Here is a 24990-nt window from a genome sequence, read left to right as displayed (position 1 = left end):
AAAGATCCCGGTCGTCGCACCCGCCTACCGGGTTGGGGTGTGGGTGCGCACGGGGTCCGGGGTCGGTGGGGTGGGGGTCCCGGGCGTCACGATCCGGGGCCAGCCGCGCGCCCCGATGGAGAACCTCTTCACGATGTTCTCCGCCGGGCTGCCGGCGGACGCCTGGGGGAGTGACGCCGTCGGGTGGGCGGCGGACAGCGAACTCGTCGACGGGGTGGCGGCCTTCCTGCTGCGGGCGATCGACACCGCGACCCGACGCGGGCTGCTGCACGGTTACGTGACCCTCGAGGAGGACACCAGCGTCATCCGGGGCCGGCTGCTGGTCGACCAGCTGGCGACCCGGCCGTGGGCCGCCGCCGCACCGCCCTGCCGGTACGACGAATTCACGCCCGACATACCCGAGAACCGCATGCTGTTGTGTGCCGTCCGGCAGGTGCTGAGCTGGCCGGACCTGCCGCCCCTGGTGCGCCGCGACGGATTGCGGCTGGTGCAACGCTTCGAAGGTGTGGAGGTGACCAGCCCGGACCAGCACCACGACGACCTGCCGATCACCCGGCTGAACGAGCACTACGCCCCGGCCCTGGAGCTGGCCCGCAGGGCATTGGACGGGATCACCATCCGGCACATCGAGGGCGAGCAGACGGCTCACGCGTTCATGATCGACATGGACGACCTCTTCTGTCGCTGGATCACGGTCGAGCTGAGCAACCGGCTGTGGCCGACCCTCAACGTGGAGGAGCGCCCGCAGTACGCACTCGACGTGCAGGACCAGTGGCACTTCACTCCCGACCTGTTGCTGCGGCGCGACCTGCAACCGGTGCTGGTCGGCAACGTCGCCTATCACCTGGCCGCGGACCGGCGCGACGGGTCGGACTTCTACCCGCTGCTGGCGTACGCGTCCGCGCTCGGCCTCGAGGCGGGGCTGCTGATCTACGCCCACGCCGACCAGGCTCCGGCACCCGAGGTCGTGGTCCGCAGCATCGGCACCCGGCTGCTGTGTGTGCCGTTGCGGCTCAACGTGCCGGCGGCCCGGCTGGCGGGTTCGCTGGACACGCTCGCCGAGCTGGTGCGCGTCGTGTCCTACCCGCGCCGGGCGGCATACCCGGGCTGAGCGCCATACTGGGTCGGTGTTCGCCAAACTCGTCCTGGTGCTGTTGATCATCATCGTCGGCTCATTCGTCTGGTATTTCGTCAAGGGAAAGGTCTCCCACGCCCACCAGCAGGTGCGTGATCGGGCGGTCGAGGGCAACTTCGGCCGGGCGATCGCCGCCGGACCGGCGACCAAGCACCTGACGATGATGGGCCGCACGCTGACCCTCGGTGCGGATCCGACGCGTGCCGGCGAACTCATAGCCCACATCGTGTCCTCCGATGACCGGGTCACCGACGTGCGGTCCGAGCAGGGCGCGATCGTGATCCAGATCGATGGCTCCTACCCGCGCGCTCGTGCGCAGCTGATGCCGGACCGCACCGTGATCGGGGTCGAGGCGATGACCTGGGAGATGGGGTTCCCGCAGGGCGCGGCGGTGTGGGACCGCATCGCCACCGCGATCAGCCAGGCGGCCGGGCATCAGGGCATCCCGGTCGGGGAGGGCACCCGCGAGTTCGCCAAGGACGAGCACGGATCCGGCAAGCCGGAGGTCTGGACGGTTCGCGTAGCCTGAGGCAGCGTGCCCGCGCGTGGCCGTGAGCACGATCGTCAGCAGGGTTCGAGGGGACCATGAGCTTCGAGGGGACTATGACCACCACCGCAGTGCGCAGGATCGCCCTGGGTGCGGTGCCGGCCGTCATCGCGGCCGGCGCGCTGGCCGGGTGCAACGATGCGGCCCCGACGGTGCAGCCGCCGCCCGCGACCAGCCAGGGCAGCGATCAACCGGTGCCGACCCAGGGCAGCGTCCCCACTCAGAGCAGTGTGCCGACCGACAGCGAGGTGCCCACGGTCTCCGCCGCGCCGAGCTCGGCCACCGGCGACCCGGCGAAGGTGTGCACCGCCGAGGACGACGGCTTCCTGACCCCCGGCGTCCTCGCGCCGAGCACCCGGAAGGCAGCCTGGGGCAAGCCGCTGGAGTTGAGCCAGAAGTATGGCGGCACGGTGACCATCACCCCTCAGGTGCCCCACGCCAAGAAGCCCGCGGACGGTGACATCTTCGGCCCCCCGGACGGCCAGACCAACCTGCTGGTGAAAGTCACCGTCGCGTACAAGTCCGGCGACGACAGCACCATCGCCGGCATCTACTTCACCCTGCGCGACAGCCAGAAGAACCTGTGCGACTACAGCTCGCTGTCCCAGGCCGTGCCGAAGCAGGACCAGTTCGACGACGCCACGCTGAGCAAGACCAGCAGGACCTATACCGGCACCATCGTCTTCGAGGCGCCGGCGGGCCAGGACTACACGAAATACACCCTGCTCTACCGCCCGAGCACCTTCGACAACAAGAGCTCGGACGCGCCGGTCGCGTGGACCGACTGAGAACGGCCGCGCTGAGCGCCGCCGACCAGGAACGCCGTCGCCGGCTGCGCAAGATGCGGCTGGTGGCGACCTCGCTGCTCGTCGCAGCGGCGGTCGTCTTCGTCCTCACCCACGGCCACCACGGCGTCTGGGGCTACCTCAACGCCGCCGCCGAGGCAGCGATGGTCGGTGCCGTTGCCGACTGGTTCGCGGTCACCGCCCTCTTCCGGCACCCGCTGGGGCTGAAGGTGCCGCACACCGCCATCATCCCCGAGCGCAAGGACAGCATCGGCCACAGTCTCGAGGACTTCGTCACCGACAACTTCCTGACCGCGGAGAACGTCCAGCAGCGACTGGCGACCGCGCAGGTGCCGTTGCGTGTCGGTCGCTGGCTGGCCGACCCCGCGAACGCCACCCGCGTGGTGACCGAGTCGGCGCCGGCCCTGGCCAAGGGCATCGGTTCGATCAGCGATGCCGAGGTCGGTGATTTCCTGGGCCGGGTCCTGTTGCCCCGGCTGGCCCGTGAGCCGGTGTCACCCTTGCTGGGCAGCCTGCTCGAGGGTGTGGTGAAGGACGACTCGCATCGCCAGGTCGTCGATCTGGTGGTGCGTGAGCTGCACGACTGGGTCCGGGACAACGAGCAGACCGTGACCTCGCTGATCGGCAGTCGCGCCCCCTGGTGGTCGCCACGGTGGCTGGACGACACCGTGGCGGCACGATTGCACGTCGAGCTGGTCCGGTGGCTGGCCGACATACGGGACACGCCGGACCACCAGGTGCGGCGCGCGATCGACGACCTGCTCGCCAAGCTGGCCGACAACCTGCAGAACGACCCGGCCACAATGGAACGCACCGAGCAGCTCAAGGTGCGCGTGCTGTCGCACCCGTCGGTGGGCGACTCGCTCGTCGGCATGTGGCAGTCGGTCAAGCGGGTGGTCGTCGAATCGCTGGAGGACCCCGACAGCGACCTGCGCGCGCGGCTGGTGCGGGCACTGACCGACCTCGGTGGCCGGATCGTCTCCGATGACGAGCTCCGCGCGTCGCTGGATCGGCGGCTGGGGGAGATCTCCGGGCACGTGGTCACGACCTACGGCCACGAGATCTCCACGGTCATTTCGCAGACCATCGAGCGCTGGGACGGCGACGAAGCGTCGCAGCGCATCGAGCTGCACGTCGGTCGCGACCTGCAGTTCATCCGGATCAACGGCACGGTCGTCGGCGGTCTCGTCGGTCTGCTGATCTATTCCCTGGCGCAGCTGCTCTGACGCGGCGGCCGGGTCTCGTCCTCAGTGGGCGTGGCGGGCGGTGCGAACGGTGTGCCGCACGTCGCGCCACGCCGACCACCCCGTGCGCAGGCGCCGTGCCCGTGCGGCGGACAGACGTCGTGCGCGTGCCGGCGGCGGGCGTCGTCGTCGTCGCACCGCTGCCCGAACGCCGGCGGAAGCGTGCAGCGCGTCGAGCGCCTGAGGCTTCCCGATGAGTTCGCCGCTGCGCAGCGTATGACGTGCACGGGTCATCGAGATCAGCGCCAGATCTGCGAATGACAGGTCGAGGAACAGCCACGGCCGTTGTGCCGCCCACGACCAGTAGCCGGTCAACTCGGCGCGCGCGGCCGCGCGAATGGTCGCAGCCGGCAACGGCGGGAACACTTGCCTGCGCGGCATACCCGTCAGCCGTATGCCGAACTGCCCCAGCTCGGCCCGTGTTAGCTGCGACAGTTCTCGCTCGACCAGCCGCCCGTGGGTCCACGTCGGGTGTGCGATGTGCAAGCCCGGCAACTCGTCGACAGGCGCGTAGACGCAGCCCAGTTGCGCTCCAGGATGCGCGGCGTCGATGGCAGCGTGCATGCGCGCAAGCTGCTCCAGTTGTGCGTCCAGCAATGGGAATGCGGTGAGCGCGACCAGGTCGATGTCGCTCACCCCTGGGGCATACTCGCCGGAGGCGACCGAGCCGGCGGCGTAGCTGCCCACGATCCAGTCGAGATCACCCAGCTGCCGTCTGAAGTCGTGCACTGCCGGGATGTCCTCGGGCAGGCGCATCCGATCACTATAGGTGCCTGCATGGGGTCGGAGGTCGCGAGTCGTGGGTCGCCGCGGCCGGCTCGCGACCGCGGGCGCGGTGTTGCGCGTGCCGATGGTGTGCCCGCGAGCCTGCGTGCACCGAATCAGTGCGGGCTCAGGCACTGACCGGGTCTTGCCCACCGGTCTCGTCCACGGGGGTCTTGGTCACCCGGGATCTCGTCCACGGGGGTCTTGGTCACCTGGGATCTCGCCCACGGTGGGTCTTGGTCACCCGGGCGTTGCTCACCTGGTGAGGCGCCTGACCGCGGACTCGCTGCCGGCGGTCGCGGATCGAACCTGACCAGAGACAGATGGAGCGTCTCGTTCGTCGGACCGGCGTACGGTGCGAAGTGCGGCGTGGCGTGATTGCCGCGAGGGTCGTGCTGCGACGGGCGGTCCGGGCCACGACGCCGATCGTGGCGCGGCTCCGAACGCAGCCCGCAAAGCGGGTCGTAGAGCTGGTAGAGCGGTCGCAACCGTGTCCCGTCGCGTGCGGTGAAGGTGACGCCGTCCGGCCGGGTCGGGTCTCCAACCATGACGAAGGTGCCGCGATGGTGCTCGTCGTGGTGGAACGGGCAGAGCATGATCAGCCGGTCGGCGTCGGTCAGCCCGCCGTCGATCCAGTGGTCGAGATGGTGGCATTCCAGGTGATGCATCGCGAGGCAACCCGGGAAGCGGCACCCGCGATCGCGGTCCTCCAGCAGGCGACGGGTGCGCGCTGGCACGATGCGCTGAGCCCGACCGACGCTGACCGGAGTGCCTTCGGTCTCCCAGACCGGCTGAATCACGCCGTCGCAGAGGATCCGGGCACGCAACGTCGAGGGCAGTGCGCACTGCTTGTGCAGCCACCCCGCGCCCTGAGTGTCGAGATGCAGGTAGACGCGGTAGCGACTTGCCCGCGAATGGCCGAGCGGTGCGCCGGTGTCCAGGGACCGTTGAGCCAACAGGCTCATCGCCTCTCCGAAGGAGGCGCCGCGATGGGTGCGGGACGCGCTGCCGGGGTTGTCGCCGCATGTGGCCGACGGTCGGGACGTGGCGCTGCCCGCGTCGGCCGTCGTTCCTGTCGCGAGGCGGAACAGCGCGTCCTTCGCCTCCAGCAGCGACTGCTCGACCAAGGCACCGATATCGGCAGGTGCGTCGTACGAGAGGAGAAAACGCCCTGCGGCGTAACGCATCTCGAGGCGAGGAGGTGCGGTGGTGGGATCGTGCCGGCCTGGTGTTCGCGCCTGGGCGGCGTCGGTGGCTGCGTCCACCAAGGCCTCGTCGTCGGCTGCGGCGCCGGCCAACAGCGCGCTGCTGCTGCCGGCGTCTTGGGCGTCGGCCGAGTCGGCCGAGTCGGCCGAGTCGTCGGAGTCGTCGGAGTTCGAGTCGGAGTCGGCTGCGTTGCCGTCGGCGCCGGTCTCGAACTCATAGCGGCACAACGCCCTGCGCAACTGCGTCACGGTCGTGTAGGAGGCGAACTCGGCAACATCCGCGTCATACGCGCTCGGGGTGTGCTTGGCGATCACGGCGGCGAGCCCGAGCGTCAGCCGGCCCGCATCGAGCAACCGCTGCATCGTCGGCAAGTCGGAACACCGCTCGGCGATGCGGACGACGTCGTGGGCCGACGACCAAGTCAGACCCGCGTATGCCGTCAGCCAGTGCTCGGGTGAACGGAAACCCACCCCGCACCACAGCTCGTCGGCCAGCACCCGGCGCATCAACGCGACGAGACGGGTATGCCCGTCGTTGAGCTGGGCGCTGATCATCGCCAGCTCGTCGCGCGCCGCCGAGACAGCTTCGGGGAACGCAGGCGTCGGCGACCCGGCGATGCGAGCCGCATCCGGCGGTGCAGTCGTAGCGCGTTCTTCGATCATGTGTCCAGCGAATCACCGACCACCGACATCGTCGGACGGAACGGCCCTCACCGGTGCACGACGCACAGCAGGTCACGCCCTCGCGTGCACCTGAATCTGCTGGCCGTCCGGGTCGGTGATCGTGACGTGGTCACCGAACTCGGACTCGTGCAGCGCCGTGGTGGCGTCCGCCGCGGCGGCCCGTTGCATGATCTCGGGCAGGGGGGTGGCCGTCTCGAAGCTCAGCTGCACCGCGAACGGCCCTGGTATGACGCGTGACTCGTCTCCGGCAAGGTGCAACCCCACGGATCCGCCCGCTCCGGGGAGGGTGAGCTGGGTGAAGTGCTCGTTCGCCTCGCCGACGAGTGCGAAGCCGAGGGCCTCGAGCAGCCGGCGGTCCGGCGCCTGATCGTCGATGAAGCGGATCGGCGTGACGCGCAGATCGCCGGCGTCGGGACCCGGTGTGACGCCCGTGCTCGTGTATCCGTAGAGATCGTCGGAGGTGCCGTTGATCGTCAGGTCCTCATCACCGAGGGTGACCGTGATGGCCCGGCCGTAGGCCTCGTCGTACACCATCGACCCGGCGGGGTGGCCGTCGTCGCCGAAGCCACCCGCGGTCAGTCGCCGTGCGAGCGCCGGCAGGTCGGACGCTTCGAAACACAGGCTGGTGTGCCCCGGCCGGGCGCCGGTCGCCGCATCCGCCGCACTGTGCAGGGCGACGGTGCCGGCGCGGCCGGCGAGCACGACCCATCCGCCCTTGTCGGCGGTGAGGGCGACGCGCAGCCCGAGGGTGGTCAGCAGACGAGTCATCGCGTCGATGTCGTCGGTGAAGCGGATCGGCTGCACGAAGAGGTTCATCGGGTCGCTCCTGGATCGAGGTAGTCGCGGAGTGCCTGCTCGACGAGGGCCGACAGGCTCAGGCCGTCGTCGATCGCGCGGTGCTTGACCTCGCGGATCAGATCGCCCGGCAGATAGACGTTGAACTGCGCCTTCGCGGGCTTGTCGCTTGCTGGCATGCTAGCAATCTAGACATAGTGGACGTCGCCGTCAAGAGGTGGGACGGCGGCTACCGGCCCCGCGGGTGCTCGCGCAGGTCGAGGACCTGGAATACCTTGTCGAACCGGCGCTCCGCGTCCGGCGCGACGAAATCCGGCAGCCGCCCGTACTCGGTGAAGCCTTCGGACACGTAGAGGTGCTCGGCGCCGGCGTTGTCACCCCGGAAGTCGATCGTGAGCTGCTCGCAGCCGGCGACGCGCGCGGCGTCGATCAGGTGCCGCAGCAGCATCCGGCCGATGCCTCGGCCGCTGAACTCGGCGGCCACGGCCAGGCGTTCCAGGTCGGCGTGCGGCCGTAGGGTGGTGCGAGCGTAGCGGCGCCAATAGCCGAATCCGACGGGATTGCAGTCTGGTTCACCCGCACCGCCGATCGGCGCACGCGCCACGAGCACGCAGGCGTCCGAGGGGCCGGCTGCGACCAGGTCCGTCAGCAGGTCCCGCATCTCCTCCCGGGTCGGCGGATCGGCCCAGCCGATCGCCGCGTCGGCCCGGATGAGCGTGCCGACCAGTGCCGTCAGTGCGTCGACGTCCCGAGTGCCGACCCGGTCCAGTCGCTCGATGGTGACCGCAGAGTTCGTCATGGGCCCATTGTGTCCGGTGCGGGCTCGGGCACCGACCTCTTCCACCGTCGCCGGTGCACGCCGCTCCTGCACAGTCGTTCCTCGGGCGCCTTCGCTCTCATAACGTTGCGAGGCGTCCATAGTAAGAGACGATTATGTATCAGAAGGTGAGCGGCGCTAGCATCTCGGACAGGTCATGAGTGTCAGCGTCAAGCCCCGGCTCGCTGACCGGCAACCCTCCTCTCGCGGTGGGGTGCCCCGGGTGAGGACCGGGCCACCGGTGCAGATCGCCGTGTGGCAAGCGCGGGCATCACGAATGTGGGTCCGCCGCCGAAGGCGGCCGTGCGTCGTCATACGGCGATCGAGCACGGAGGTCAAGAACACAGATGAGCACCGAGGCAACTCCCAACTGGTCCTTCGAGACGCGCCAGATCCACGCCGGCCAGAGCGCCGACCCGGCAACGGGTGCGCTCGCGCTGCCGATCTACCAGACCACGTCCTACCAGTTCAACGACACCGACCACGCCGCAGATCTCTTCGGGCTCAAGGAGTTCGGGAACATCTACACCCGGCTGATGAACCCGACCACGGACGTGGCCGAGAAGCGCATCGCCGACCTCGAAGGCGGTGTCGGTGCGCTGCTGGTCGCCTCCGGCCAGGCGGCCGAGACCCTGACGTTCCTCAACATCGTGCAGGCCGGGGACCACATTGTCGCCAGCCCCAGCCTGTATGGCGGGACGTTCAACCTGCTGAAGCACACGTTGCCCAAGCTCGGCATCGAGACGACCTTCGTGGAGAACCGCACGGATGCGGCGAGCTGGGAGTCCGCGATCCGGCCGAACACCAAGCTGGTGTTCGCCGAGACCGTGTCGAACCCGAAATCCGAGGTCCTCGACATCGAACTCGTCGCCGGCGTGGCGCACGCCCACGGGGTGCCGTTGGTCGTCGACAACACGATCGCCACGCCGTTCCTGCTGCGCCCGATCGAGCACGGCGCCGACATCGTGATCCACTCGGCCACCAAATACCTTGGTGGTCACGGCAATTCGATCGCCGGCGTCATCGTCGACAGCGGCAACTTCGACTTCGCCAAAGACCCGGAGAAGTTCCCCGGCTTCAACACCCCGGACGAGGCGTACCACGGGCTGGTCTATGCACGGGACCTCGGCGTCGGCAGTGCGCTCGGCGCGAACCTGGCGTTCATCCTCAAGGCCCGCGTGCAGTTGCTGCGTGACCTCGGCTCGGCCGTGTCACCGTTCAATGCCTTCCTCATCGAGCAGGGCATCGAGACGCTCAGCCTGCGCGTCGAGCGCCACGTCGCCAACGCCCGCGCGGTCGCCGAGTGGTTGCAGGAGCAGGAGCAGGTCGAGTCGGTGCGCTGGGCGTCCTTGCCAGGCAACGAATACTACGAGCTCGCCCAGAAATACACGCCGCTCGGGGCTGGAGCCGTGCTGGCCTTCGAGATCGCCGGCGGCGTCGAGGCCGGCAAGAAGTTCGTCGAGGCACTGACGCTGCACTCGCACGTCGCGAACATCGGCGATGTCCGTTCGCTGGCGATCCACCCGGCGTCCACCACGCACTCGCAGGGTCCGGACGAGGATCGCCTCGCGGCCGGAGTGACCCCCGGGCTGGTCCGGCTCTCGGTCGGCATCGAGCACGTCGATGACATCATCGCCGACCTGGAGCAGGGATTCCGCGCAGCGAAGGGCTGAGTACCGCCTGAAAGGCCCTGTGCGGCATACGTTCTCGTATGCCGCACAGGGCCTTTTCGACGCCACGCTGGTCTCGATACGGGCTCGTTCCTCGCCCTACTCGACCGGCGTGCTGAAATTCGGTTGACCGCAACGCTGTATGCCGGGAAGCCTGGGCACACACGCACCGGCGGCATAACTGTGCCGCACCGACGGCGGCATACGTCGCTTCGAGGAAAGGAGTCAGCGATGGCAGAAGGACAGGACACGCTGCCCGCTTCCAGGCTCTTCCTCGATCGGAGTTTCCCGTATGTCGCACCACCCGGAGGCCTCCGCCTCCTCCCTTGACGGCACGTCCGTCGATCAACGTTTCGCCTTCGACTACCGGCAGATCGGCGCACTCGCCGTCGACCAGCGCTGGTCGACGTGGGGCAACTGCCAGCCCCTGAGCCGGGGCCCGCAGCCCTGGCCGGACTGGGTCATCACCGACGACGCCGCCGTCGACACCGAGCTCGGTGTGCTCAAGACCGGCAAGGAGGCCGATGTCTTCCTGCTGGAGCGGTCGGCGCCGCTGGACGACCGCAGTGTCGTGCTCGCCGCCAAGCGTTATCGCGATTCGACGCATCGCACCTTCCATCGCAACACCGCCTACACCGACGGCCGCAAGCTGCCCAAGAAGGGCGGCCGGGAGGCGCGAGCGATGGCCAAGAGCACCACGTTCGGCAAGTCGGTGGCCGCCGGCAGCTGGGCGTGGGCCGAGTGGGAGTCGCTGGTGCGCTTCCACCGGGCCGGACTGCCGGTGCCCTACCCCGTGCAGGTCGACGGCACCGAGATCCTGATGGAACTCGTGCTCGGTGACGATGGCACGCCGGCGCCTCGGCTGGCCGCCACCCGGCCGCGGCCGGAACTGCTCGCCTCCCTGTGGTCGCAGGTGTATGACGCCGTCAGCGGACTTGCCGCGCTCGGCTGCGTGCACGGTGACCTGTCGGCGTACAACCTGCTGGTGGCGGGGGAGCGGCTGGTGATGATCGACCTGCCGCAGACGATCGACCTCTTCGGCAATCCGCACGGCATGGAGATGCTGCAGCGCGACTGCACCAACGTGGCGGCCTGGTTCCGCGCCCGCGGTCTGGACGTCGACGGCGAGGAGCTGTTCGGCGAGGTGGTGGCGCGCGCCGTGTGAAGGGAGAGTTTGCGACAATGGGCGGGATCACCATGACCTCACCCGATTCCACCGCGCCCGCCGGTCGCCGGTCCCGTGGCCGGCGCGGACGCAATTCCGGCCGGCAGGGCGACCGACGACCACCTCGAGAGACTCCGGAGCAGCGCGCGGCCCGCCGCGAGCACCGGCGCACCCTCGTGCCGCAGATCAGCTACCCGCAGCAGTTGCCGGTCAGCGCCGCCAAGGCGGAGATCGCCGACGCGATCCGCGACCACCAGGTCGTGGTGATCGCCGGAGAAACGGGGTCGGGCAAGACGACCCAGCTGCCCAAGATCTGTCTCGAGCTCGGCCGCGGGCTGGACGGCATGATTGGACACACCCAGCCGCGCCGCATCGCCGCACGCTCGGTGGCCGAGCGGGTGGCTGAGGAACTGGACGTCACACTGGGCGAAACCGTCGGCTATCAGATGCGATTCGCCGATCACACCAGCCAGGACTCGCTGATCAAGGTGATGACCGACGGTGTGCTGCTCGCGGAGCTGCAGCGTGACCGCGAGCTGCGCCGCTACGACACGCTGATCATCGACGAGGCGCACGAGCGGTCGCTCAACATCGACTTCATCCTCGGCTACCTGCGCCAGTTGCTGCCGCGCCGGCCGGACCTGAAAGTGATCATCACCTCGGCGACCATCGACCCGCAGCGGTTCGCCGACCACTTCACGGTCGACGGGCAGCCGCCGGTGCCGGTCATCGAGGTCTCCGGTCGCACCTACCCGGTCGAGGTGCGCTATCGCCCGCTCGTGCGCGAAGAGGGCGAGCTGGAGGTCGACATCGACCAGGTCACCGGCATCACCGACGCGGTGACCGAGCTGTGGACGGAGACGAAGGCTGACGGTGGTCCGCAGGACATCTTGGTCTTCTGCTCCGGGGAGCGCGAGATCCGTGACGCCGCAGACGCATTGACCGGGTTGGAGCTGCCGTCCACCGAGATCCTGCCGCTCTTCGCACGGCTCTCGTCGGCCGAGCAGCACCGGGTTTTCAAGCGTTCGGGCAAACGGCGGATCATCTTGGCCACCAACGTCGCCGAGACGTCGCTGACCGTCCCCGGCATCCGGTATGTCGTCGACACCGGCACCGCCCGCATCTCCCGCTACAGCCAGCGCACCAAGGTGCAGCGCCTGCCGATCGAGCCGATCTCCAAGGCGTCCGCGCGCCAGCGGTCCGGTCGTTGCGGCCGCCTCGCCGATGGGGTCTGCATCCGGCTGTATGCCGAGGAGGACTTCGAGGCGAGACCCGACTTCACCGACCCGGAAATCCTGCGCACCAACCTGGCGTCGGTGATCCTGCAGATGACCTCGTTGGGCCTGGGCGACGTTGCGCGCTTCCCGTTCGTCGAGCCGCCGGACCCGCGGCAGGTCACCGACGGCGTGCGGTTGCTGGAGGAGCTCGGCGCGGTGGAGCAGAGACGGTCGCAGCGGCGGAAGCTGACGGCGACCGGCCGCACCATCGCGGCCTTGCCGGTCGACCCGCGGATGGCGCGCATGCTGGTCGCAGCGGCGGAGAACGGCTCGCTGCGGGAGGTGCTGGTGATCGTCGCCGCGCTCTCGATCCAGGACCCCCGCGAACGGCCCGCAGACGCGCACGCACAGGCCGACCAGTCGCACGCGAGGTTCAAGCACGAAGCCAGCGACTTCCTCAGCCTGCTGAACCTGTGGCACTACCTCAAGGAGCAGCGGAAGTCATTGTCCAGCAGTGCATTCCGCCGCATGTGCAAGCGTGAATATCTGCACTACCTGCGCATCCGCGAGTGGCAGGACCTGCACGCTCAGCTCAAGCGCGTCGCCAAACAGCACGACCTCGCGCCGAGCGACAACCCCGCGGGGGAGGACGCCATACACCAGGCGCTGCTGGCCGGGCTGCTGTCACAGATCGGCCTGCGGGACACCGACAAGCGCGACTACCAGGGGTCACGCGGTGCCCGCTTCTCCATCCAGCCGGGGTCAACGCTCTTCCGGCGGCAACCCGACTACGTGATGTCGGCCGAGCTCGTCGAGACCACCCGGTTGTGGGCACGCACCAACGCGCGGATCGACCCGGCGTGGGCCGAGCGCCTGGGTGCGCACCTGGTGAAACGGCAGTACGCAGAACCACATTGGTCCCGCAAGCAGGGCAGTGTGCTGGCCGCCGAACGGGTCACCCTGTATGGCGTCCCCCTCGTCGCCGGTCGACAGGTCTCCTACGCGAAGGTCGACCCGGAGCTGTGCCGCGAGCTGTTCATCCGCAACGCGCTCGTCGAGGGCGACTGGGAGACCCGGCACGCGTTCTTCCGGGACAATCGGCAGCTGGTCGCGCGCATCGCCGACCTGGAGGCGCGCGCCCGACGTCGTGACCTGCTCGTCGGGGACGAGGAGCTCTTCGACTTCTATGACGCACGGATTCCTGAATCGGTCGTGTCCGCAGCGCATTTCGACACCTGGTGGAAGACCGAGAGTCGGAAGAACCCGAAGCTGCTGACTCTCACCGAGGACATCCTGCTGCGCGACGACGCCGACGCGGTCGACGCGACGGACTACCCGAAGAGCTGGCGGCAGGGCGATCTGAAGTTGCGGCTCACCTACCAGTTCGAGCCGGGCTCGGACGCCGACGGGGTGACGGTGCATCTGCCGCTGGAACAGCTCAACCAGGTCGACGACGACGGATTCGACTGGTTGGTCCCTGGTCTGCTGGAGGAGCTGGTCACCGCGCTGATCCGCGCGCTCCCCAAGGCGATTCGCCGCAACTTCGTCCCCGCACCGGATCATGCTCGTCGCGCACTGCCGCAGCTGCACCCGGACGAGGGACCGATCACCGCGCAACTCGGCGACGCCCTGCGGGCCGCCACCGGCGCAGCGGTCCCCGCGGGCGAGTGGGACTGGTCCCGGGTGCCGGACCACCTGCGGATGACGTTCCGCGTGGAGGACTCGCGAGGCAGGAAACTGGCCGAGGGCAAGGACCTGCCGGCCCTGCAGGAGCAACTCGCCGGCAAGGTGCGAGGTGCCGTGTCGAAGGCCGCCGCGGCCATCGAACGCACCGGGCTGACCACCTGGGATCTCGGCGAGTTGCCTGCGACCTACCAGCAACGGCACGGCAAGCGCACCATCCAGGGCTACCCCTCGCTGGTCGACCACGGCGACAGCGTGTCCCTGCAGGTGCTGCCGACGGCGTCCGCACAGGCGTATGCGACCAAGGGCGGGATCCGGCGGCTGATCCTGCTGAACGTCGATGTGCCGTGGAAGCGCATCGAGGGGTTGTTCACCACCCGGCAGCGCCTCGCGCTCGGCAACAACCCGCACGGCAGCATGCGCGCGTTGATGGACGACGTGCTCGCCGCGGCCGTCGACGACATCGTGGCGCGTGACCTGCCCGACGGCACCGTCCGGGACACGGGCCAGTTCGATGAGGCGCTGCGTGTCGTGCGCCAGCAGATCGCGCCGCGCGTCGTGTCCGTGGTGGAGGCGCTGGCGCCGGTCCTCGACCACGCCCGCGAGGTCCGGCTCGCGCTGGACGCGATGACACAGCCGTCGGTCGCGCAGCTGCGTGCCGAGCTGGAGCAGCAGCTCGCTGCGCTGTTCCACCCCGGCTTCGTCGCCGAGACCGGTCTGACCCGACTGCGCGACCTCGACCGCTATCTGCGCGGCATGCTCGAGCGCATCGCCAAGGCGCCGGGTGACCTGGCGCGGGACCGGCAGCGGTCCGAAGAGGTCGGGGTCGTGGAGGAGGAGCGTCGCAAGCTGCTGGCGAACCTGCCGAAGGCGCGCCATACCGACCCGGATGTCGTGGACCTGCGCTGGCAGATCGAGGAGCTGCGCGTCAGCCTCTTCGCCCAGCGGCTCGGCACGCCCCGACCGGTGTCGCCGCAACGCATTTTCAAGGCCATGGACGCCGTCGAGGACGCCGCTGCACGGTGAGCGGGAATCCTGCCGCGGCCCGCGGCGTTCTCGTGTAGGAAGCCAACAACTCCAGGAGTATGTCGTGCAAGACCCGCGTGAGCTCTACCAGCTCGAGACCGACACACATGCCAGTGCGCTCGGTGCGCACACCATGGTGGTGTCGCTCGGCGGCCTGATCGACGCCGGCAACACCCAACAACTGCTGACTGCCCACTTGCTGGGCAGCCTGGAGCACACGGTCGTCGCGTCGTTCGACGTCGACCAGCTGCTCGACTACCGCGGCCGGCGGCCGGTCATGACGTTCGACCGTGACCGGTTCACCGAATACGCCGACCCGGCACTGCTGCTCTACCGGATGACCGATGCCGAGGGCACGCCCTTCTACCTGCTGGCGGGCCCGGAGCCGGACTATCAGTGGGAGCGGATGATCGAGGCGATCCGGCAGCTCATCCGCCGCCTCGGGGTGCAGCTGGTCGTGAGTGCACAGGGCATCCCGATGGGCGTGCCGCACACCCGGCCGATCGGAATGACCCGGTTCGCCAGCAAGTCCTCGCTCATCCCGGAGAACGAAGCGCTCTTCGGGTCGGTGCAGGTGCCCGGCTCGCTGGACAGTCTGATGCACCTGCGCCTGGGCGAATCCGGCGTGGACACAGTCGGTTTCGCCATACACGTGCCGCACTATCTGGCCCAGATGGACTTCGGTGACGCCGCGGTCGAAGCGCTCAAGGCGATCAGCGGGCTGACCGGACTCGACATCCCCGCGCACGAGCTGGCGGCGCTCGCCGGCCTGCACCGTGCCGAGATCACCAAGCAGGTCGACGAGAACGACGAGGTCGGTGAGGTCGTCCACGGGCTCGAGGAACAGTACGACGCGTTCACCGAAGGCCTGAAGCGGCAGAACCTCCTGGCCACCGAGATGGCCCAGCTGCCCAGCGCCGACGAGATCGGCGCGGAGCTGGAGAAGTTCCTGCGCGAGGAGGAGCCGGACGACGCCGAGGACCGCGGTAAGGGCCCCGAAGGCCCCGATTTCCTGCGCTAGCTCGACTTCTCACTCGCCCGACGGGATCAGTCCTTGGCCTCGGACCAACGGTGGATGACGCGCGTGTCCGCGACGAAGCGCACCGGCGCGCCGCCGGTCCACCGCCGCGCGGCCGCCTGCAGCGCATCGTCCACGGCCTGCGCGGCCTCCTGGGCGTATGGCGCGGGCGCGTGCACGAGCAGTTCGTCGTGCAGGCACAGCACGATCCGCCCGCCGAGCGGCCGCACAGCGTCCCGGACGGTCAGAGCCCACGCCTTGAAGAACTCCGCCGCCGCCCCCTGCACCACGGCGTTGCGGGTGAACCGCCCGACCGCGCGGCGACCCGCCTGATCGGTCGCCGCCCGACCGCGGATGAAGCGGCCGCCATAGGTCAGCACCGGTTCGCCGCGCTCGCCCCGGCCAGCTGCGTCGCGCAAGTGGTGCAACGCCCGCGGGTAGGTGCGTTCCATCCGCCGCAGCGCGTCGGCTGCCGGCCCGGAGGTCTGGCCGTACATCGCGGCGAGGACCGCGATCTTGGCGGCCGGCCGGTCCAGGTGCAGCTGGGCGGCGACGGTGGCGTAGAGGTCGTCCTCCGCCGTCGCCGCAGCGAAGTCCGGGTCGGCGGAAACCACCGCCAGCACACGGGGTTCGACCTGCCCCAGGTCGGCCCGCACCAGCACGTGGTCGGGTGCCGCAGCAATGCCCGGGCGCAGCGGAGCCGGCAGGCTGTGCAGCCCGGCGCCGGCCGTCATCCGTCCTGCGCCACCGTCGCAGGCGGTCCAGGTGCCCCGCAGCCGGTCGTCGAGCCCGACGAACCGGTCCAGCCAGGACCAGCCGTAGGTGGTGGCGATGCGTTCGGCCTTGCGCCAGTCGAGCAGCGCGTCCACGACCGGGTGCACGTCTCGGTACGGCGTCAGGTGCCACGCCCGCGTGTCCTCCACCTGGACGCCCAGCGAACGCAGCAGAGCGCGCACGTGCGCCGGGTTGCGCAGATCCGTCGTGCCCCGTCCGGGAACGTGCCGCAGGACCAACTCGTCGCGAGCCGTCCGCAGCCGGGCCGCATGCGCCTCGTTCCGTGGGCGCGGCCCGGCGATCCCGGTGATCAACTGCTCCAGGGTCGTCCGGTCCACCGGCAGCCCGTGCTCACCCAGTTCGACGCAGAGCAACGCGGCCCCCGACTCGCTGGTCGCCGTGCTCACGCCGCGCGGCCGTCGGGACAGCAGCGCCTCCTGTCGGCGGGCTGCCGTGAGGGCACACCTGGCCAACTCCGGTAGCTTCTCATGTCGCCAATCCGACTGGGAACACGAGGGATTGAGGTAGCCGTCCGGGCGGACCACCGCGTCGTCGCCGACCACGTCGAAGAGGTCGCCCATCACCGGCGCCGGCCGACCGTCGGGGTCGAGCCCGGCGGCGACGGCCCAGATCTCCTCCGTGTCCGCCTCGAAGCCGCCCACCAGCAACCGGTGCGCTTCGGTCAGGTCCCAGCAGCGGCGCAGCGTCAGACCGGCTCGGACCAGGGGAGTGGCCGACTGGGCGGCGGACCACCACACCCAGCGTGGCGGGTCCTGGCCGGCTGCACGCTCGCTCGCCCGGACGAAGTCGACCAGCTCGGCCGGTCCGGCGTCGAGGCAACTGCCCTCCGGCCCGACACAGACTGCCCGGTCACCCTGCACCGCGACGGCATACAGCGAACCCCGCACCGGCCCATTGTGCCGTAACGGCCCGGGGTCAGTTCGCCGTCGCCGACCACCGCTGGCCGGAGGTGCCGGTGTCCTTGGCCTGGGTGACGGCGCCATCGGTGCCGGTGCAGGTGTACCGTCCGACCGCCTGACCGTCCTGGGTGGAGCTGTAGGGCACGTCGGCGCAGTCGCCCGTCCCCGCGTTCTTCAACTCATAGGAACCGTCGTCGGCATGCCGGGTCAGCACCCACTTCTGCCGGGCGTCGCTGCTGGCCGTCGCAACTGTCAGGTAGCCGCTGTCCGAATCCGGTGCGGTCAGAGCCTTTCCGTAGACGGTCAGGGCGTACTGGCCGTCCGCGAGCGGCGGCTTCACGACCTCCTGGTCGCCGACGGCGATCGCGAAGACGTGGAACGACGCGTTGGACGGCAGGGTCACCGCGACGACGTCCTTCGCGGGGTCGGTCTGCAGGGTGGAGGTGTAGACGCGGTACTCGGTCGTCGGGTATGCCGGTCCGTTCGGCGTGTTCTTGCCGAGGGTGCGAATGGCCACCTTGGCGCCGTAGCTGTCCTGCGCCAGGCAGCACCAGTTCGGCATACCGACCGTGCCGGAGTCACTGGTGCCGTCGGCGTAGTAGACGGTCGCCGTGCCGCCGGCCGACCCGCTGGTGCCGGTCCCGAGGAACGCCAGCGCGTTGCCCTTGCCGCTCACCGAGATCGTCTGGCCCTCGCCGGCGACGTTGTCCTTCGTGCCGGGTTGCACGTCTGGCCAGCTGAAGTCGAAGCCGTTGGCGGACACCTTCGCACCCGGGGTGGCTCCGTGCTCGGCCAGTTGCTCGGCCAGCAGGCTCGAGCCGCCGCCGTCGAGGTTGCCGGGCGCCGGGTCGGCGGACGAGGTGATCCCGACGTTGTTGTATGCCGCTGCCGTGTCGGCGTACGCGACGGTCGTGGTCCCGCGGTCCGTCACGGTCCGGGTCGTGTTGTGTGCCCGGTAGGTGGTCGCCGCCGTGAGGTCCACCGTGCCGGGTGCTGCATCGGCGGGCGGGGTCAGCGTGACCGTCGCCGTGAACGTGGCGCCGTCCGCCAGTGCGGGGCTGCTCGTCGGACCGTCCGCACGCACCGTCCAGCCCTGCGGTGCGGTGATCGCGGTCGACCGCACGGACACCGGCGTGCCGGTGTCGTTGGTGTACGCCGCCGTCACCGGACGGGTCTGGCCGGCGACCGAGATGCTCGGCGGAGTCACGTGCAGGCTCACGTCGCGGTCCGCCGGGTGGGACCCGCCGACCGCCCCGGCTCCGGTGATCCGCAGCGTGGCCGCGGCAGCGGTCGGCACCGAGGGCGTCTTGACGTGGATGACGCCCGTGTCCGCGTCGTAGAACCAGCCGGAGTCGGCGGCGTCGAGCGCCTGCACCGACGAGCGGTGCACCAGTTTGTGACCGGCGACGGTCAGCTGACCGGGCTTCACGTCGGTGTGCACGGTCAGCCGGTAGTGCCGCTGGGCGGGTTTGCCGGCATACGATCCGGCGAGCGCGCTGATCCGGACGGTGACCGGGCCGCGCCCGGACGTCGGTGCGGCCACGTCGAACCGCTGCTGGGCGAAGGCCGTGCTCTGGCTGCGGCCGTCGTCCTCGTGGGTGGTGAACGAGGTGTGGCCGCTGGGGTAGACGTCCAGGTCCAGTTGGCCCGCCTTCTTGCCCTGCGCCCAGTCGGTCGTGCCCTTCGGGAACTGCGGGATCACCGCGCCGGCCTTGACGAAGAGCGGCAGGGTGTCCAGCGGCGCCTGGTAGCCGTTGACCGTCTGACCGCCCTGGTAGATCCGGCCCGTCCAGTAGTCGATCCACCGGCCCTCGGGCAGGTAGATGCCGTTGCGGACCGTGGTGTCGGAGTAGACCGGCGCCACCAGGAAGTCGTCACCGGCGAGGAACTCGTACTTCGCCTTGTCACCCCAGGTGTTGGGGTCGTCCGGGTAGTCCAGGTAGAGCGGCCGGGTCGGGCCGACGCCGGTCTTCGTGGCATTCATCGTGTAGGTGTAGAAGTACGGCAGCAGCCGCTCGTGCAGCATCAGGTACTTGCGGTTGATGGAGGTGTAGGGCTCGCCATACGTCCAGGGCTGCTTGTCCTTGGCGGCCCAGCCGCTCATGGCGTAGGTCATCGGCAGCATCATCTTCCACTGCAGGTCACGCACGTAGGTCGGCGCGCTGCCGCCGAAGATGCCGTCGACGTCACCGGTGGTCACCGGCTGCCCGGACATCGTGGAACCCGCGTAGGTCGGGATCTGCCACTTGATGTAGTCCCACGACCCGCTCTGGTCACCGGACCACATGGCGGCGCAACGCTGGGTGCCGGCCCAGCCCTCGATGGTCAGCACGGTGGCCCGGTCGGTGGAGTTGTCCTCGATCCCGTCGCGGGCCTTCTCGCACGCGTCCAGCGCGAAGCGGTAGCCGGGGCCGATCCAGGCGACGTCGGTCTTGCGCACGCGCACGCCGGCGGCGACCTCGGACTTCTGCTCGGTCAGGTCGCGCTGGGTCCACAGTCCGAGCTCGGCGCCGTGCTCGTGGAGCATGTCACCGGTCTTGGCCAGGTCCTCGTACTCGCAGCCGTACCCGTCGTTGACCAGCATCCAGCCCAGCGGCAGGTTGTGCTTGCGGTACCCGTCGGCGACGGCCTCCGAGTCGGCCAGCGTATGGCGCTCGCCGCGGTTCGCGTTGTGCAGGTGACAGTCGGCATCGCCGAGTTCGAGCGCGTACATCGGCAAAGCCAGCGGGCGACCGGTCAGCTCCGTGTAACCGTTGATGACCTGCTTGGCGTCACCGACGAAGTAGTAGGCGTCGAAGCGCTGCTCGTCGTGCGTGGTGGCGACGGTGGCGGAGCCGGCGCCGAAGTCGTAGGTGCCCTTGGCGAAGGTGTCGCGCAGCACGCCATACCCGTTGCTGGAGATGTAGAACGGCACCGAATTGGGCTGGCCGCCCTCGTCCCAGCCGTCCTTGGAGATCGACAGCTTCTGCCCGCGGTGGCTGAAGCTGCCGTTCTGCATGCCGCCGCCGAAGTACTGCTCGACGGCCCCCTGCGCCAGGTGCTGGGTGGTGCCGCCCGGACCCCAGGACAGGGGAGCGGTCTCCCGCCACAGCAGCGTGCCGTCCGAGCGCTGCATGGTCAGTGTTGCCGGCGACTTGTCGATCGTCAGTCTCGCGTCCGCGGTGGTCACCACGTATGCCGTGCCGGTCTCCCGCAGCTTCGACGTCGCGCCGGCGTAGTCGGTCTTGACGACGATGTCGGCGTCGGGCGCGGTGGGATCGGAGGGAGTGTCGTTGGCCGGGTCGGTGAACGTGCCGTCCGGCGCGACCTCCACGCGCAGCAGATCGGCGTCCTCGACGGTCACCCGCAGCTTCGCCGCGCCGGCATCGAACACGTAGCGGTTGCCGTCGTGGTGGGCGGCGGTGATGTCCGGGAGGTGGGCGGCTGCGTCGGCCGAGGCGGTCGGCAGCACCGCGACGAGGCCGGCGAAGGCGAGGGCGGCGGACGCGAGAAGCGCCACCCACTGGCGAAACAGATGATTGATAATGATTGATCCTCGGGGGTTTCGATCATTAACACGCGATTTGTCGACTCTAGAGGTTCTGTCCGGTCGATGGGCAGTTCGCGACCGTCGAACCTTTCGTGCGCCGCCGGCGCCGCTGTTCCCGGGCATACGCAGGCCCCCGCACCTGGCTGGTGCGGGGGCCTGCGGCGTTCGTGCCGGCGGGGGTCAGTGCTGTTGATCGTTCCCGTCCCCGGAGGGCCGCTCGTTCTGGTTCTGCTGCTGCTGCTGCTGTTGCTGCTGCAGGGCCCACGGGTTCTGGTGCTCGGCCTGGGGATCCACGGCAGGCACCGCCGTGGTGGCCTGCTCGTGGATATCGCCGGTCGGGCCGCCCTGGTCGCCGGTGGGCGACGAGGCATCACCGCCGGACATCGGCAACCCGGAGATCGCCTGGGTCGGCTCCTCGGAGCGATCCGCCGAGCCGTAGCCAGGCTGGGCGCTCGGTGCGGGGTGCTGGTAACCGGGCTGTTCGTATGCCGGCGTCGAGGCCTGGCCGCGCCCGGCCTGCCACTGCGCGGTCCCCTGTTGCACCTGGTCCGAGGAGACACCCTGCGTCGGCGCGTTGTTGAAGTCCTGCTGGCCGCCCGGCTGTGCGTGGCGCTCGTACGGCGACGGCGCGCTCGGCTGTTGCGGCTGACCGTACGGCGCCTCACCGTAGGGCGACTGGTGCGGGGCCGCCGACTGCTGGCCGTACGGCGACGGGTTGCTCTGCTGCTGCCCATAGGGAGAGGACTGCTGTCCGTGCTGCGGCTGCTGGCCGTAACCCGGCTGCTGCGGTGGCTGATAGCCACCCTGCTGGCCGTAAGCCGGCTGGTGAAGGCCCTGCTGCGCGTAGCCCTGCTGCTGGCCGTAACCCTGCTGTCCGTAGGCACCTTGCTGTCCGAACGGCTGCTGGCCGTAGACACCCTGCTGACCGTACGGCTGCTGTCCGTAACCGCCCTGCGGGGTGGCGCTGCCCGGCCCGCCCGACGTGCCCTTCCTGCGGCCGAGCAGGAACACCACGATCAGCCCGATGATGCCCAGGGCGAGCAGGATGCCACCGAGCACGATGCCGATGGTCTGGAAACCGCCGCCGATGGTGTCGGCACGCTTGCCGGCATACAGGTTGCCGGTGTTGCCGGTGCAGGTGACGGTGCCCTTGTCCTGCGAGCTGCGCGCGATCTCGTAGTACTTGGTGCCGTCGGCGGTCACCGAGAAGTCCTTGGTGGGGCGGCCCATCGTCGTCGAGTCGACCTTGCACACGGTCGCGGTGCGGTCCGCCGACTGCGGGCTGTAGACCGAGAACCCACCGCTCATCGACAGGTTGCTGCCGTTGCTGAACTGGGTGAGTTTGACGGTGGAGCCGCTCAGCAGCCCGATGATCAGCAGCACGAGCCCGATCACCGCGACGACCGCGGGCACGGCAAGCAACTTCTTATTGCCCAGGGAGTTCATATGGCGCAACCTAACGCATGTCGATGTCGAAGGGTCCTGAGCGCACGCGCCGGCGGATCAGTCCGACAGCAGCGTCCGGGTCTGCCGTTTGATCCTAGAGAGCATGGCGACCATTCCGCGCATCCGCAGCGGAGAAACCGCCTCGGCGAGTCCGAACTTGAACGGGACATCGTCCGGCACGTCGAGCACCGCCTGTGCCGACTGGCCGTCCAGACCCGCATGCAGGATGCCCGCGAAACCGCGCGTGGTCGGTGCCTCCTTGGGTGCGTTGAAGAACAGGTGCACATCACCGTCGGTCACCTCGACGGCAAGGAACAACGGTGTCTGACACTCGTGGACCTGCTCGAGCTGGTCGGGGTGGTCGGCATACCGGGCGGGCAGTTCGGGCAACTCCTCGCTCAGCTCCAGCAGCAGCTGCAGCCGGTCCTTCGGGCCGACCGAACCGAAGTCGTCGATCAGTTCGGCCAGCGGCGCGGGCAGGTCGCTCACGCCGCGGGTCCGCCCTGCTCGACCGGCACCCGCACCGCGTTGCCCCACTCGGTCCAGGAACCGTCGTAGTTGCGCACGGTGCCGAAGCCCAGCAGGTGGGTCAGCACGAACCAGGTGTGCGAGGAGCGCTCGCCGATGCGGCAGTAGACCACCACGTCCTCGCCGGGGTCGAGTCGCTGCTCGTCCTGGGAGAGCGCTTCGAGGTCCGCGCGACTCTTGAAGCGACCGTCCTCGCGCGCCGCCTTCGACCACGGCACCGACCGTGCGCCCGGGATGTGGCCGCCGCGCAGTGAACCCTCCTGCGGGTAATCGGGCATGTGCAGCAGCTCGCCGCTGAATTCGCCGGGGGAGCGCACGTCGACCATCGCCGTGCCCCGCTCCAGCTCGGCCAGCACGTCCTCCTTGAAGGCGCGCACCGGCGCATCCGCGCGTTCCACGACCGGGTAGTCGGCGGTTCGGGCCGTCGGCACCTCGCGGGTCATCTCCCGGTCCTCGGCCAGCCACGCCGACCGGCCGCCGTCGAGCAGCCGGACATCCTGGTGACCGAAGAGCGTCATCACCCACAGGGCGTATGCCGCCCACCAGTTCGACTTGTCGCCGTAGATGACCACGGTCGTGTCGCGGCCGATGCCGCGCTCCGACATCACCTTGGCGAAGCCGGCTCCGTCGACGAAGTCACGGGTCACGGGGTCGTTGAGATCGGTGTGCCAGTCCAGTTTGAAACTGCCCGGGATGTGGCCGGTGTCGTAGAGCAGCACATCCTCGTCGGACTCCAGGACGACCAGGTCGGGGTGGTCGCCGGCAAGCTGCTCGGCCAGCCAGCCGGTGGTGACCAGGCGCTCCGGGTGGGCGTATTCGGCGAGCTCGGGACTCGAGTCTGTGGGGTAAGGCATAACGCCACGTTACGCGCTCCGGTATGGCGTCCCGACACGGCTGGCAGGATGGGCGCATGTTCGGCAGCAGCAAGAAGAAGAGCAAGCAGCCCGTCCCGCTCGACAACGGTCCGTTGGGCAGCACGGCGCTGAGCCTGTCGCAGAAGCTGATCACGGTCGGTATCGACGGGAAGGCCGGCTTCGACAGCGCGCACGAGGTCGCCGAGGCCGCCCGGCGCGACTACCCGGCCGACGTGGACCGAGCCATCGACCACGTCGTGTCCCAGCACCGCAAGCTCGCGGCCAGTGCCGGATTCGTCACCAGCCTCGGCGGATTCGTCACAATGGCCGTCGCCCTACCGGTGAACCTGGTCGGCTTCTACCTGATCAACACCCGCATGGTGGCAGCCATCGCCGACCTGCGCGGGTACGACCTGCACGACCAGGGCACCCGCACCGCCATACTCCTGACCCTGGTGGGCGGCGACGCCGACGACCTGCTCAAGAAGGCCGGTGTCGTGAGCACCGGCCGGCTGGCGAACCTGGCGGCCAACCAGCTGCCACCGCCCGCGGTGATGGTCGTCAACAAGGCGGTCGGTTTCCGGCTGGTCGGCCAACTCGGTGACAAGCTGCTGACCAAGCTGGGCAAGGGCATCCCGGTGGCCGGTGGTGTGATCGGCGCCGGCCTGGACGTGTTCCTCTTGCACCGCATCGCCAAGGTCGCCAGGCGGGAGTTCCCGCCCACCGGCCGCGCCCTGCCGGCCGGGCGGAGCTGAGCGTGCCGCGGCTGCCCAAGGTGTCCGGCCTGGCCGGCGTCCGCTGGTCGGCGATGCGCCGGATCTCCGACGCACTGCAGGAGGTCACCGAGCCGGGCGGTCCCTCCATCTCGGTGCGAGTCGCGTCCTTGCCGCGGATGACGAAGGCCGTCGCACGCGGCGAGTACACGGGCGTGAGTGCCGGTCATCTCGGCCTGCTGGCGGCGGCCGCCGCGTACGTCGTCTCGCCGATCGATCTGCTGCCCGAAGCGCTCGTCGGTGTCGTGGGACTCGCCGATGACGCCGTCGTGCTGGCCTGGCTGGCCAAGGCCCTGGTGGAGGACACCGACCGGTTCCTGGCGTGGGAACGCCGGCGCGGCGACACGATCCCGGGTGAGCGCCTGTCCTGACCGGGCGGTCCACATCCC

The 24990-nt window shown here is 69.5% G+C and carries 20 protein-coding genes and 1 riboswitch; of the genes, 10 read left to right on the top strand and 10 right to left on the bottom strand.

The window, feature by feature from the left end:
* The 4 genes from ACTHL4_RS08855 to ACTHL4_RS08840 all read left to right on the top strand — a co-directional run.
* Window positions 1-1111, top strand: a 1111-nt coding sequence (locus ACTHL4_RS08855; protein ID WP_440282388.1) for an McrC family protein, incomplete at its 5' end; no start/stop codon positions are given.
* Between the two features lie 16 nt (window positions 1112-1127).
* Window positions 1128-1664 carry a hypothetical protein gene (locus ACTHL4_RS08850; RefSeq protein ID WP_440282387.1) on the top strand — a complete coding sequence of 179 codons (537 nt, stop codon included), beginning with the start codon at window positions 1128-1130 and terminating at the stop codon, window positions 1662-1664.
* Between the two features lie 74 nt (window positions 1665-1738).
* Window positions 1739-2470, top strand: coding sequence for a DUF4352 domain-containing protein (locus ACTHL4_RS08845; RefSeq protein WP_440282386.1), 732 nt, complete (start codon window positions 1739-1741; stop codon window positions 2468-2470).
* A complete protein-coding gene (locus tag ACTHL4_RS08840) occupies window positions 2458-3714 on the top strand; it encodes a DUF445 domain-containing protein (protein WP_440282385.1) in 1257 nt (418 codons plus the stop codon). The genes ACTHL4_RS08845 and ACTHL4_RS08840 overlap by 13 nt, the downstream gene beginning before the upstream one ends.
* A gap of 21 nt (window positions 3715-3735) precedes the next feature.
* Here the strand turns inward: ACTHL4_RS08840 and ACTHL4_RS08835 are convergent, their stop codons facing one another.
* From ACTHL4_RS08835 to ACTHL4_RS08815, 5 genes are all read right to left on the bottom strand, one after another.
* Window positions 3736-4488, bottom strand: a complete 753-nt coding sequence (locus ACTHL4_RS08835; protein ID WP_440282384.1) for a hypothetical protein — start codon at window positions 4486-4488, stop codon at window positions 3736-3738.
* 125 nt (window positions 4489-4613) lie between these two features.
* Window positions 4614-6365 carry an HNH endonuclease signature motif containing protein gene (locus tag ACTHL4_RS08830; protein WP_440282383.1) on the bottom strand — a complete coding sequence of 584 codons (1752 nt, stop codon included), beginning with the start codon at window positions 6363-6365 and terminating at the stop codon, window positions 4614-4616.
* A 72-nt stretch (window positions 6366-6437) separates the two neighbouring features.
* Window positions 6438-7202 carry a hypothetical protein gene (locus ACTHL4_RS08825; protein ID WP_440282382.1) on the bottom strand — a complete coding sequence of 255 codons (765 nt, stop codon included), beginning with the start codon at window positions 7200-7202 and terminating at the stop codon, window positions 6438-6440.
* Window positions 7199-7360, bottom strand: coding sequence for a CopG family transcriptional regulator (locus tag ACTHL4_RS08820; RefSeq protein ID WP_440282381.1), 162 nt, complete (start codon window positions 7358-7360; stop codon window positions 7199-7201). Before ACTHL4_RS08820 ends, ACTHL4_RS08825 begins: the two co-directional genes overlap by 4 nt.
* Window positions 7361-7410: 50 nt before the next feature.
* Window positions 7411-7980, bottom strand: a complete 570-nt coding sequence (locus ACTHL4_RS08815) for an N-acetyltransferase family protein (RefSeq protein WP_440282380.1) — start codon at window positions 7978-7980, stop codon at window positions 7411-7413.
* A gap of 171 nt (window positions 7981-8151) precedes the next feature.
* Window positions 8152-8269: riboswitch (SAM riboswitch) on the top strand.
* Window positions 8270-8345: 76 nt separating this feature from the next.
* Between ACTHL4_RS08815 and ACTHL4_RS08810 the strand changes: the two genes are divergently transcribed.
* From ACTHL4_RS08810 to ACTHL4_RS08795, 4 genes are all read left to right on the top strand, one after another.
* On the top strand, window positions 8346-9671 hold the full coding sequence (locus ACTHL4_RS08810; RefSeq protein ID WP_440282379.1) for a bifunctional o-acetylhomoserine/o-acetylserine sulfhydrylase: 1326 nt from the start codon (window positions 8346-8348) through the stop codon (window positions 9669-9671).
* Window positions 9672-9960: 289 nt separating this feature from the next.
* Window positions 9961-10833, top strand: coding sequence for a serine protein kinase RIO (locus ACTHL4_RS08805; protein ID WP_440282378.1), 873 nt, complete (start codon window positions 9961-9963; stop codon window positions 10831-10833).
* 32 nt (window positions 10834-10865) lie between these two features.
* Window positions 10866-14759 carry an ATP-dependent RNA helicase HrpA gene (gene hrpA / locus ACTHL4_RS08800; protein ID WP_440282377.1) on the top strand — a complete coding sequence of 1298 codons (3894 nt, stop codon included), beginning with the start codon at window positions 10866-10868 and terminating at the stop codon, window positions 14757-14759.
* Window positions 14760-14823: 64 nt separating this feature from the next.
* Window positions 14824-15780 (top strand): PAC2 family protein, encoded by a 957-nt coding sequence (locus tag ACTHL4_RS08795; RefSeq protein WP_440282376.1) that lies wholly within the window; start codon window positions 14824-14826, stop codon window positions 15778-15780.
* Window positions 15781-15806: 26 nt separating this feature from the next.
* Here ACTHL4_RS08795 and ACTHL4_RS08790 read toward each other — a convergent pair whose 3' ends face one another.
* From ACTHL4_RS08790 to ACTHL4_RS08770, 5 genes are all read right to left on the bottom strand, one after another.
* On the bottom strand, window positions 15807-17459 hold the full coding sequence (locus ACTHL4_RS08790; protein WP_440282375.1) for a DNA polymerase: 1653 nt from the start codon (window positions 17457-17459) through the stop codon (window positions 15807-15809).
* Window positions 17460-17487: 28 nt separating this feature from the next.
* Window positions 17488-20970, bottom strand: coding sequence for a TIM-barrel domain-containing protein (locus ACTHL4_RS08785; protein WP_440282374.1), 3483 nt, complete (start codon window positions 20968-20970; stop codon window positions 17488-17490).
* A 210-nt stretch (window positions 20971-21180) separates the two neighbouring features.
* Window positions 21181-22446, bottom strand: a complete 1266-nt coding sequence (locus ACTHL4_RS08780) for a hypothetical protein (protein ID WP_440282373.1) — start codon at window positions 22444-22446, stop codon at window positions 21181-21183.
* A 57-nt stretch (window positions 22447-22503) separates the two neighbouring features.
* Window positions 22504-22935 carry a SufE family protein gene (locus tag ACTHL4_RS08775; protein WP_440282372.1) on the bottom strand — a complete coding sequence of 144 codons (432 nt, stop codon included), beginning with the start codon at window positions 22933-22935 and terminating at the stop codon, window positions 22504-22506.
* Window positions 22932-23828 (bottom strand): sulfurtransferase, encoded by an 897-nt coding sequence (locus ACTHL4_RS08770; RefSeq protein ID WP_440282371.1) that lies wholly within the window; start codon window positions 23826-23828, stop codon window positions 22932-22934. The genes ACTHL4_RS08775 and ACTHL4_RS08770 overlap by 4 nt, the downstream gene beginning before the upstream one ends.
* A 56-nt stretch (window positions 23829-23884) precedes the next feature.
* On the opposite strand from ACTHL4_RS08770, the gene ACTHL4_RS08765 reads away from it, so the two are divergent.
* Together ACTHL4_RS08765 and ACTHL4_RS08760 are read left to right on the top strand one after the other, a co-directional pair.
* Window positions 23885-24583 carry an EcsC family protein gene (locus ACTHL4_RS08765; protein WP_440282370.1) on the top strand — a complete coding sequence of 233 codons (699 nt, stop codon included), beginning with the start codon at window positions 23885-23887 and terminating at the stop codon, window positions 24581-24583.
* 2 nt (window positions 24584-24585) lie between these two features.
* Window positions 24586-24972, top strand: a complete 387-nt coding sequence (locus ACTHL4_RS08760) for a YkvA family protein (RefSeq protein ID WP_440282369.1) — start codon at window positions 24586-24588, stop codon at window positions 24970-24972.
* Window positions 24973-24990: the final 18 nt, after the last annotated feature.

This window comes from Flexivirga sp. (assembly GCF_051955415.1).
Lineage (GTDB): Bacteria > Actinomycetota > Actinomycetes > Actinomycetales > Dermatophilaceae > Flexivirga.
This window is presented reverse-complemented; position numbering and strand designations above follow the sequence as displayed.

Bases quoted from the DNA above. Each gene is read 5' to 3' on its own strand.
- ACTHL4_RS08805 (WP_440282378.1), top strand. From the start codon at position 9,961: ATGTCGCACCACCCGGAGGCCTCCGCCTCCTCCCTTGACGGCACGTCC.
- ACTHL4_RS08815 (WP_440282380.1), bottom strand. From the start codon at position 7,980: ATGACGAACTCTGCGGTCACCATCGAGCGACTGGACCGGGTCGGCACT.
- ACTHL4_RS08765 (WP_440282370.1), top strand. From the start codon at position 23,885: ATGTTCGGCAGCAGCAAGAAGAAGAGCAAGCAGCCCGTCCCGCTCGAC.
- hrpA (WP_440282377.1), top strand. From the start codon at position 10,866: ATGACCTCACCCGATTCCACCGCGCCCGCCGGTCGCCGGTCCCGTGGC.
- ACTHL4_RS08835 (WP_440282384.1), bottom strand. From the start codon at position 4,488: ATGCGCCTGCCCGAGGACATCCCGGCAGTGCACGACTTCAGACGGCAG.
- ACTHL4_RS08820 (WP_440282381.1), bottom strand. From the start codon at position 7,360: ATGCCAGCAAGCGACAAGCCCGCGAAGGCGCAGTTCAACGTCTATCTG.
- ACTHL4_RS08770 (WP_440282371.1), bottom strand. From the start codon at position 23,828: ATGCCTTACCCCACAGACTCGAGTCCCGAGCTCGCCGAATACGCCCAC.
- ACTHL4_RS08830 (WP_440282383.1), bottom strand. From the start codon at position 6,365: ATGATCGAAGAACGCGCTACGACTGCACCGCCGGATGCGGCTCGCATC.
- ACTHL4_RS08825 (WP_440282382.1), bottom strand. From the start codon at position 7,202: ATGAACCTCTTCGTGCAGCCGATCCGCTTCACCGACGACATCGACGCG.
- ACTHL4_RS08780 (WP_440282373.1), bottom strand. From the start codon at position 22,446: ATGAACTCCCTGGGCAATAAGAAGTTGCTTGCCGTGCCCGCGGTCGTC.
- ACTHL4_RS08810 (WP_440282379.1), top strand. From the start codon at position 8,346: ATGAGCACCGAGGCAACTCCCAACTGGTCCTTCGAGACGCGCCAGATC.
- ACTHL4_RS08845 (WP_440282386.1), top strand. From the start codon at position 1,739: ATGACCACCACCGCAGTGCGCAGGATCGCCCTGGGTGCGGTGCCGGCC.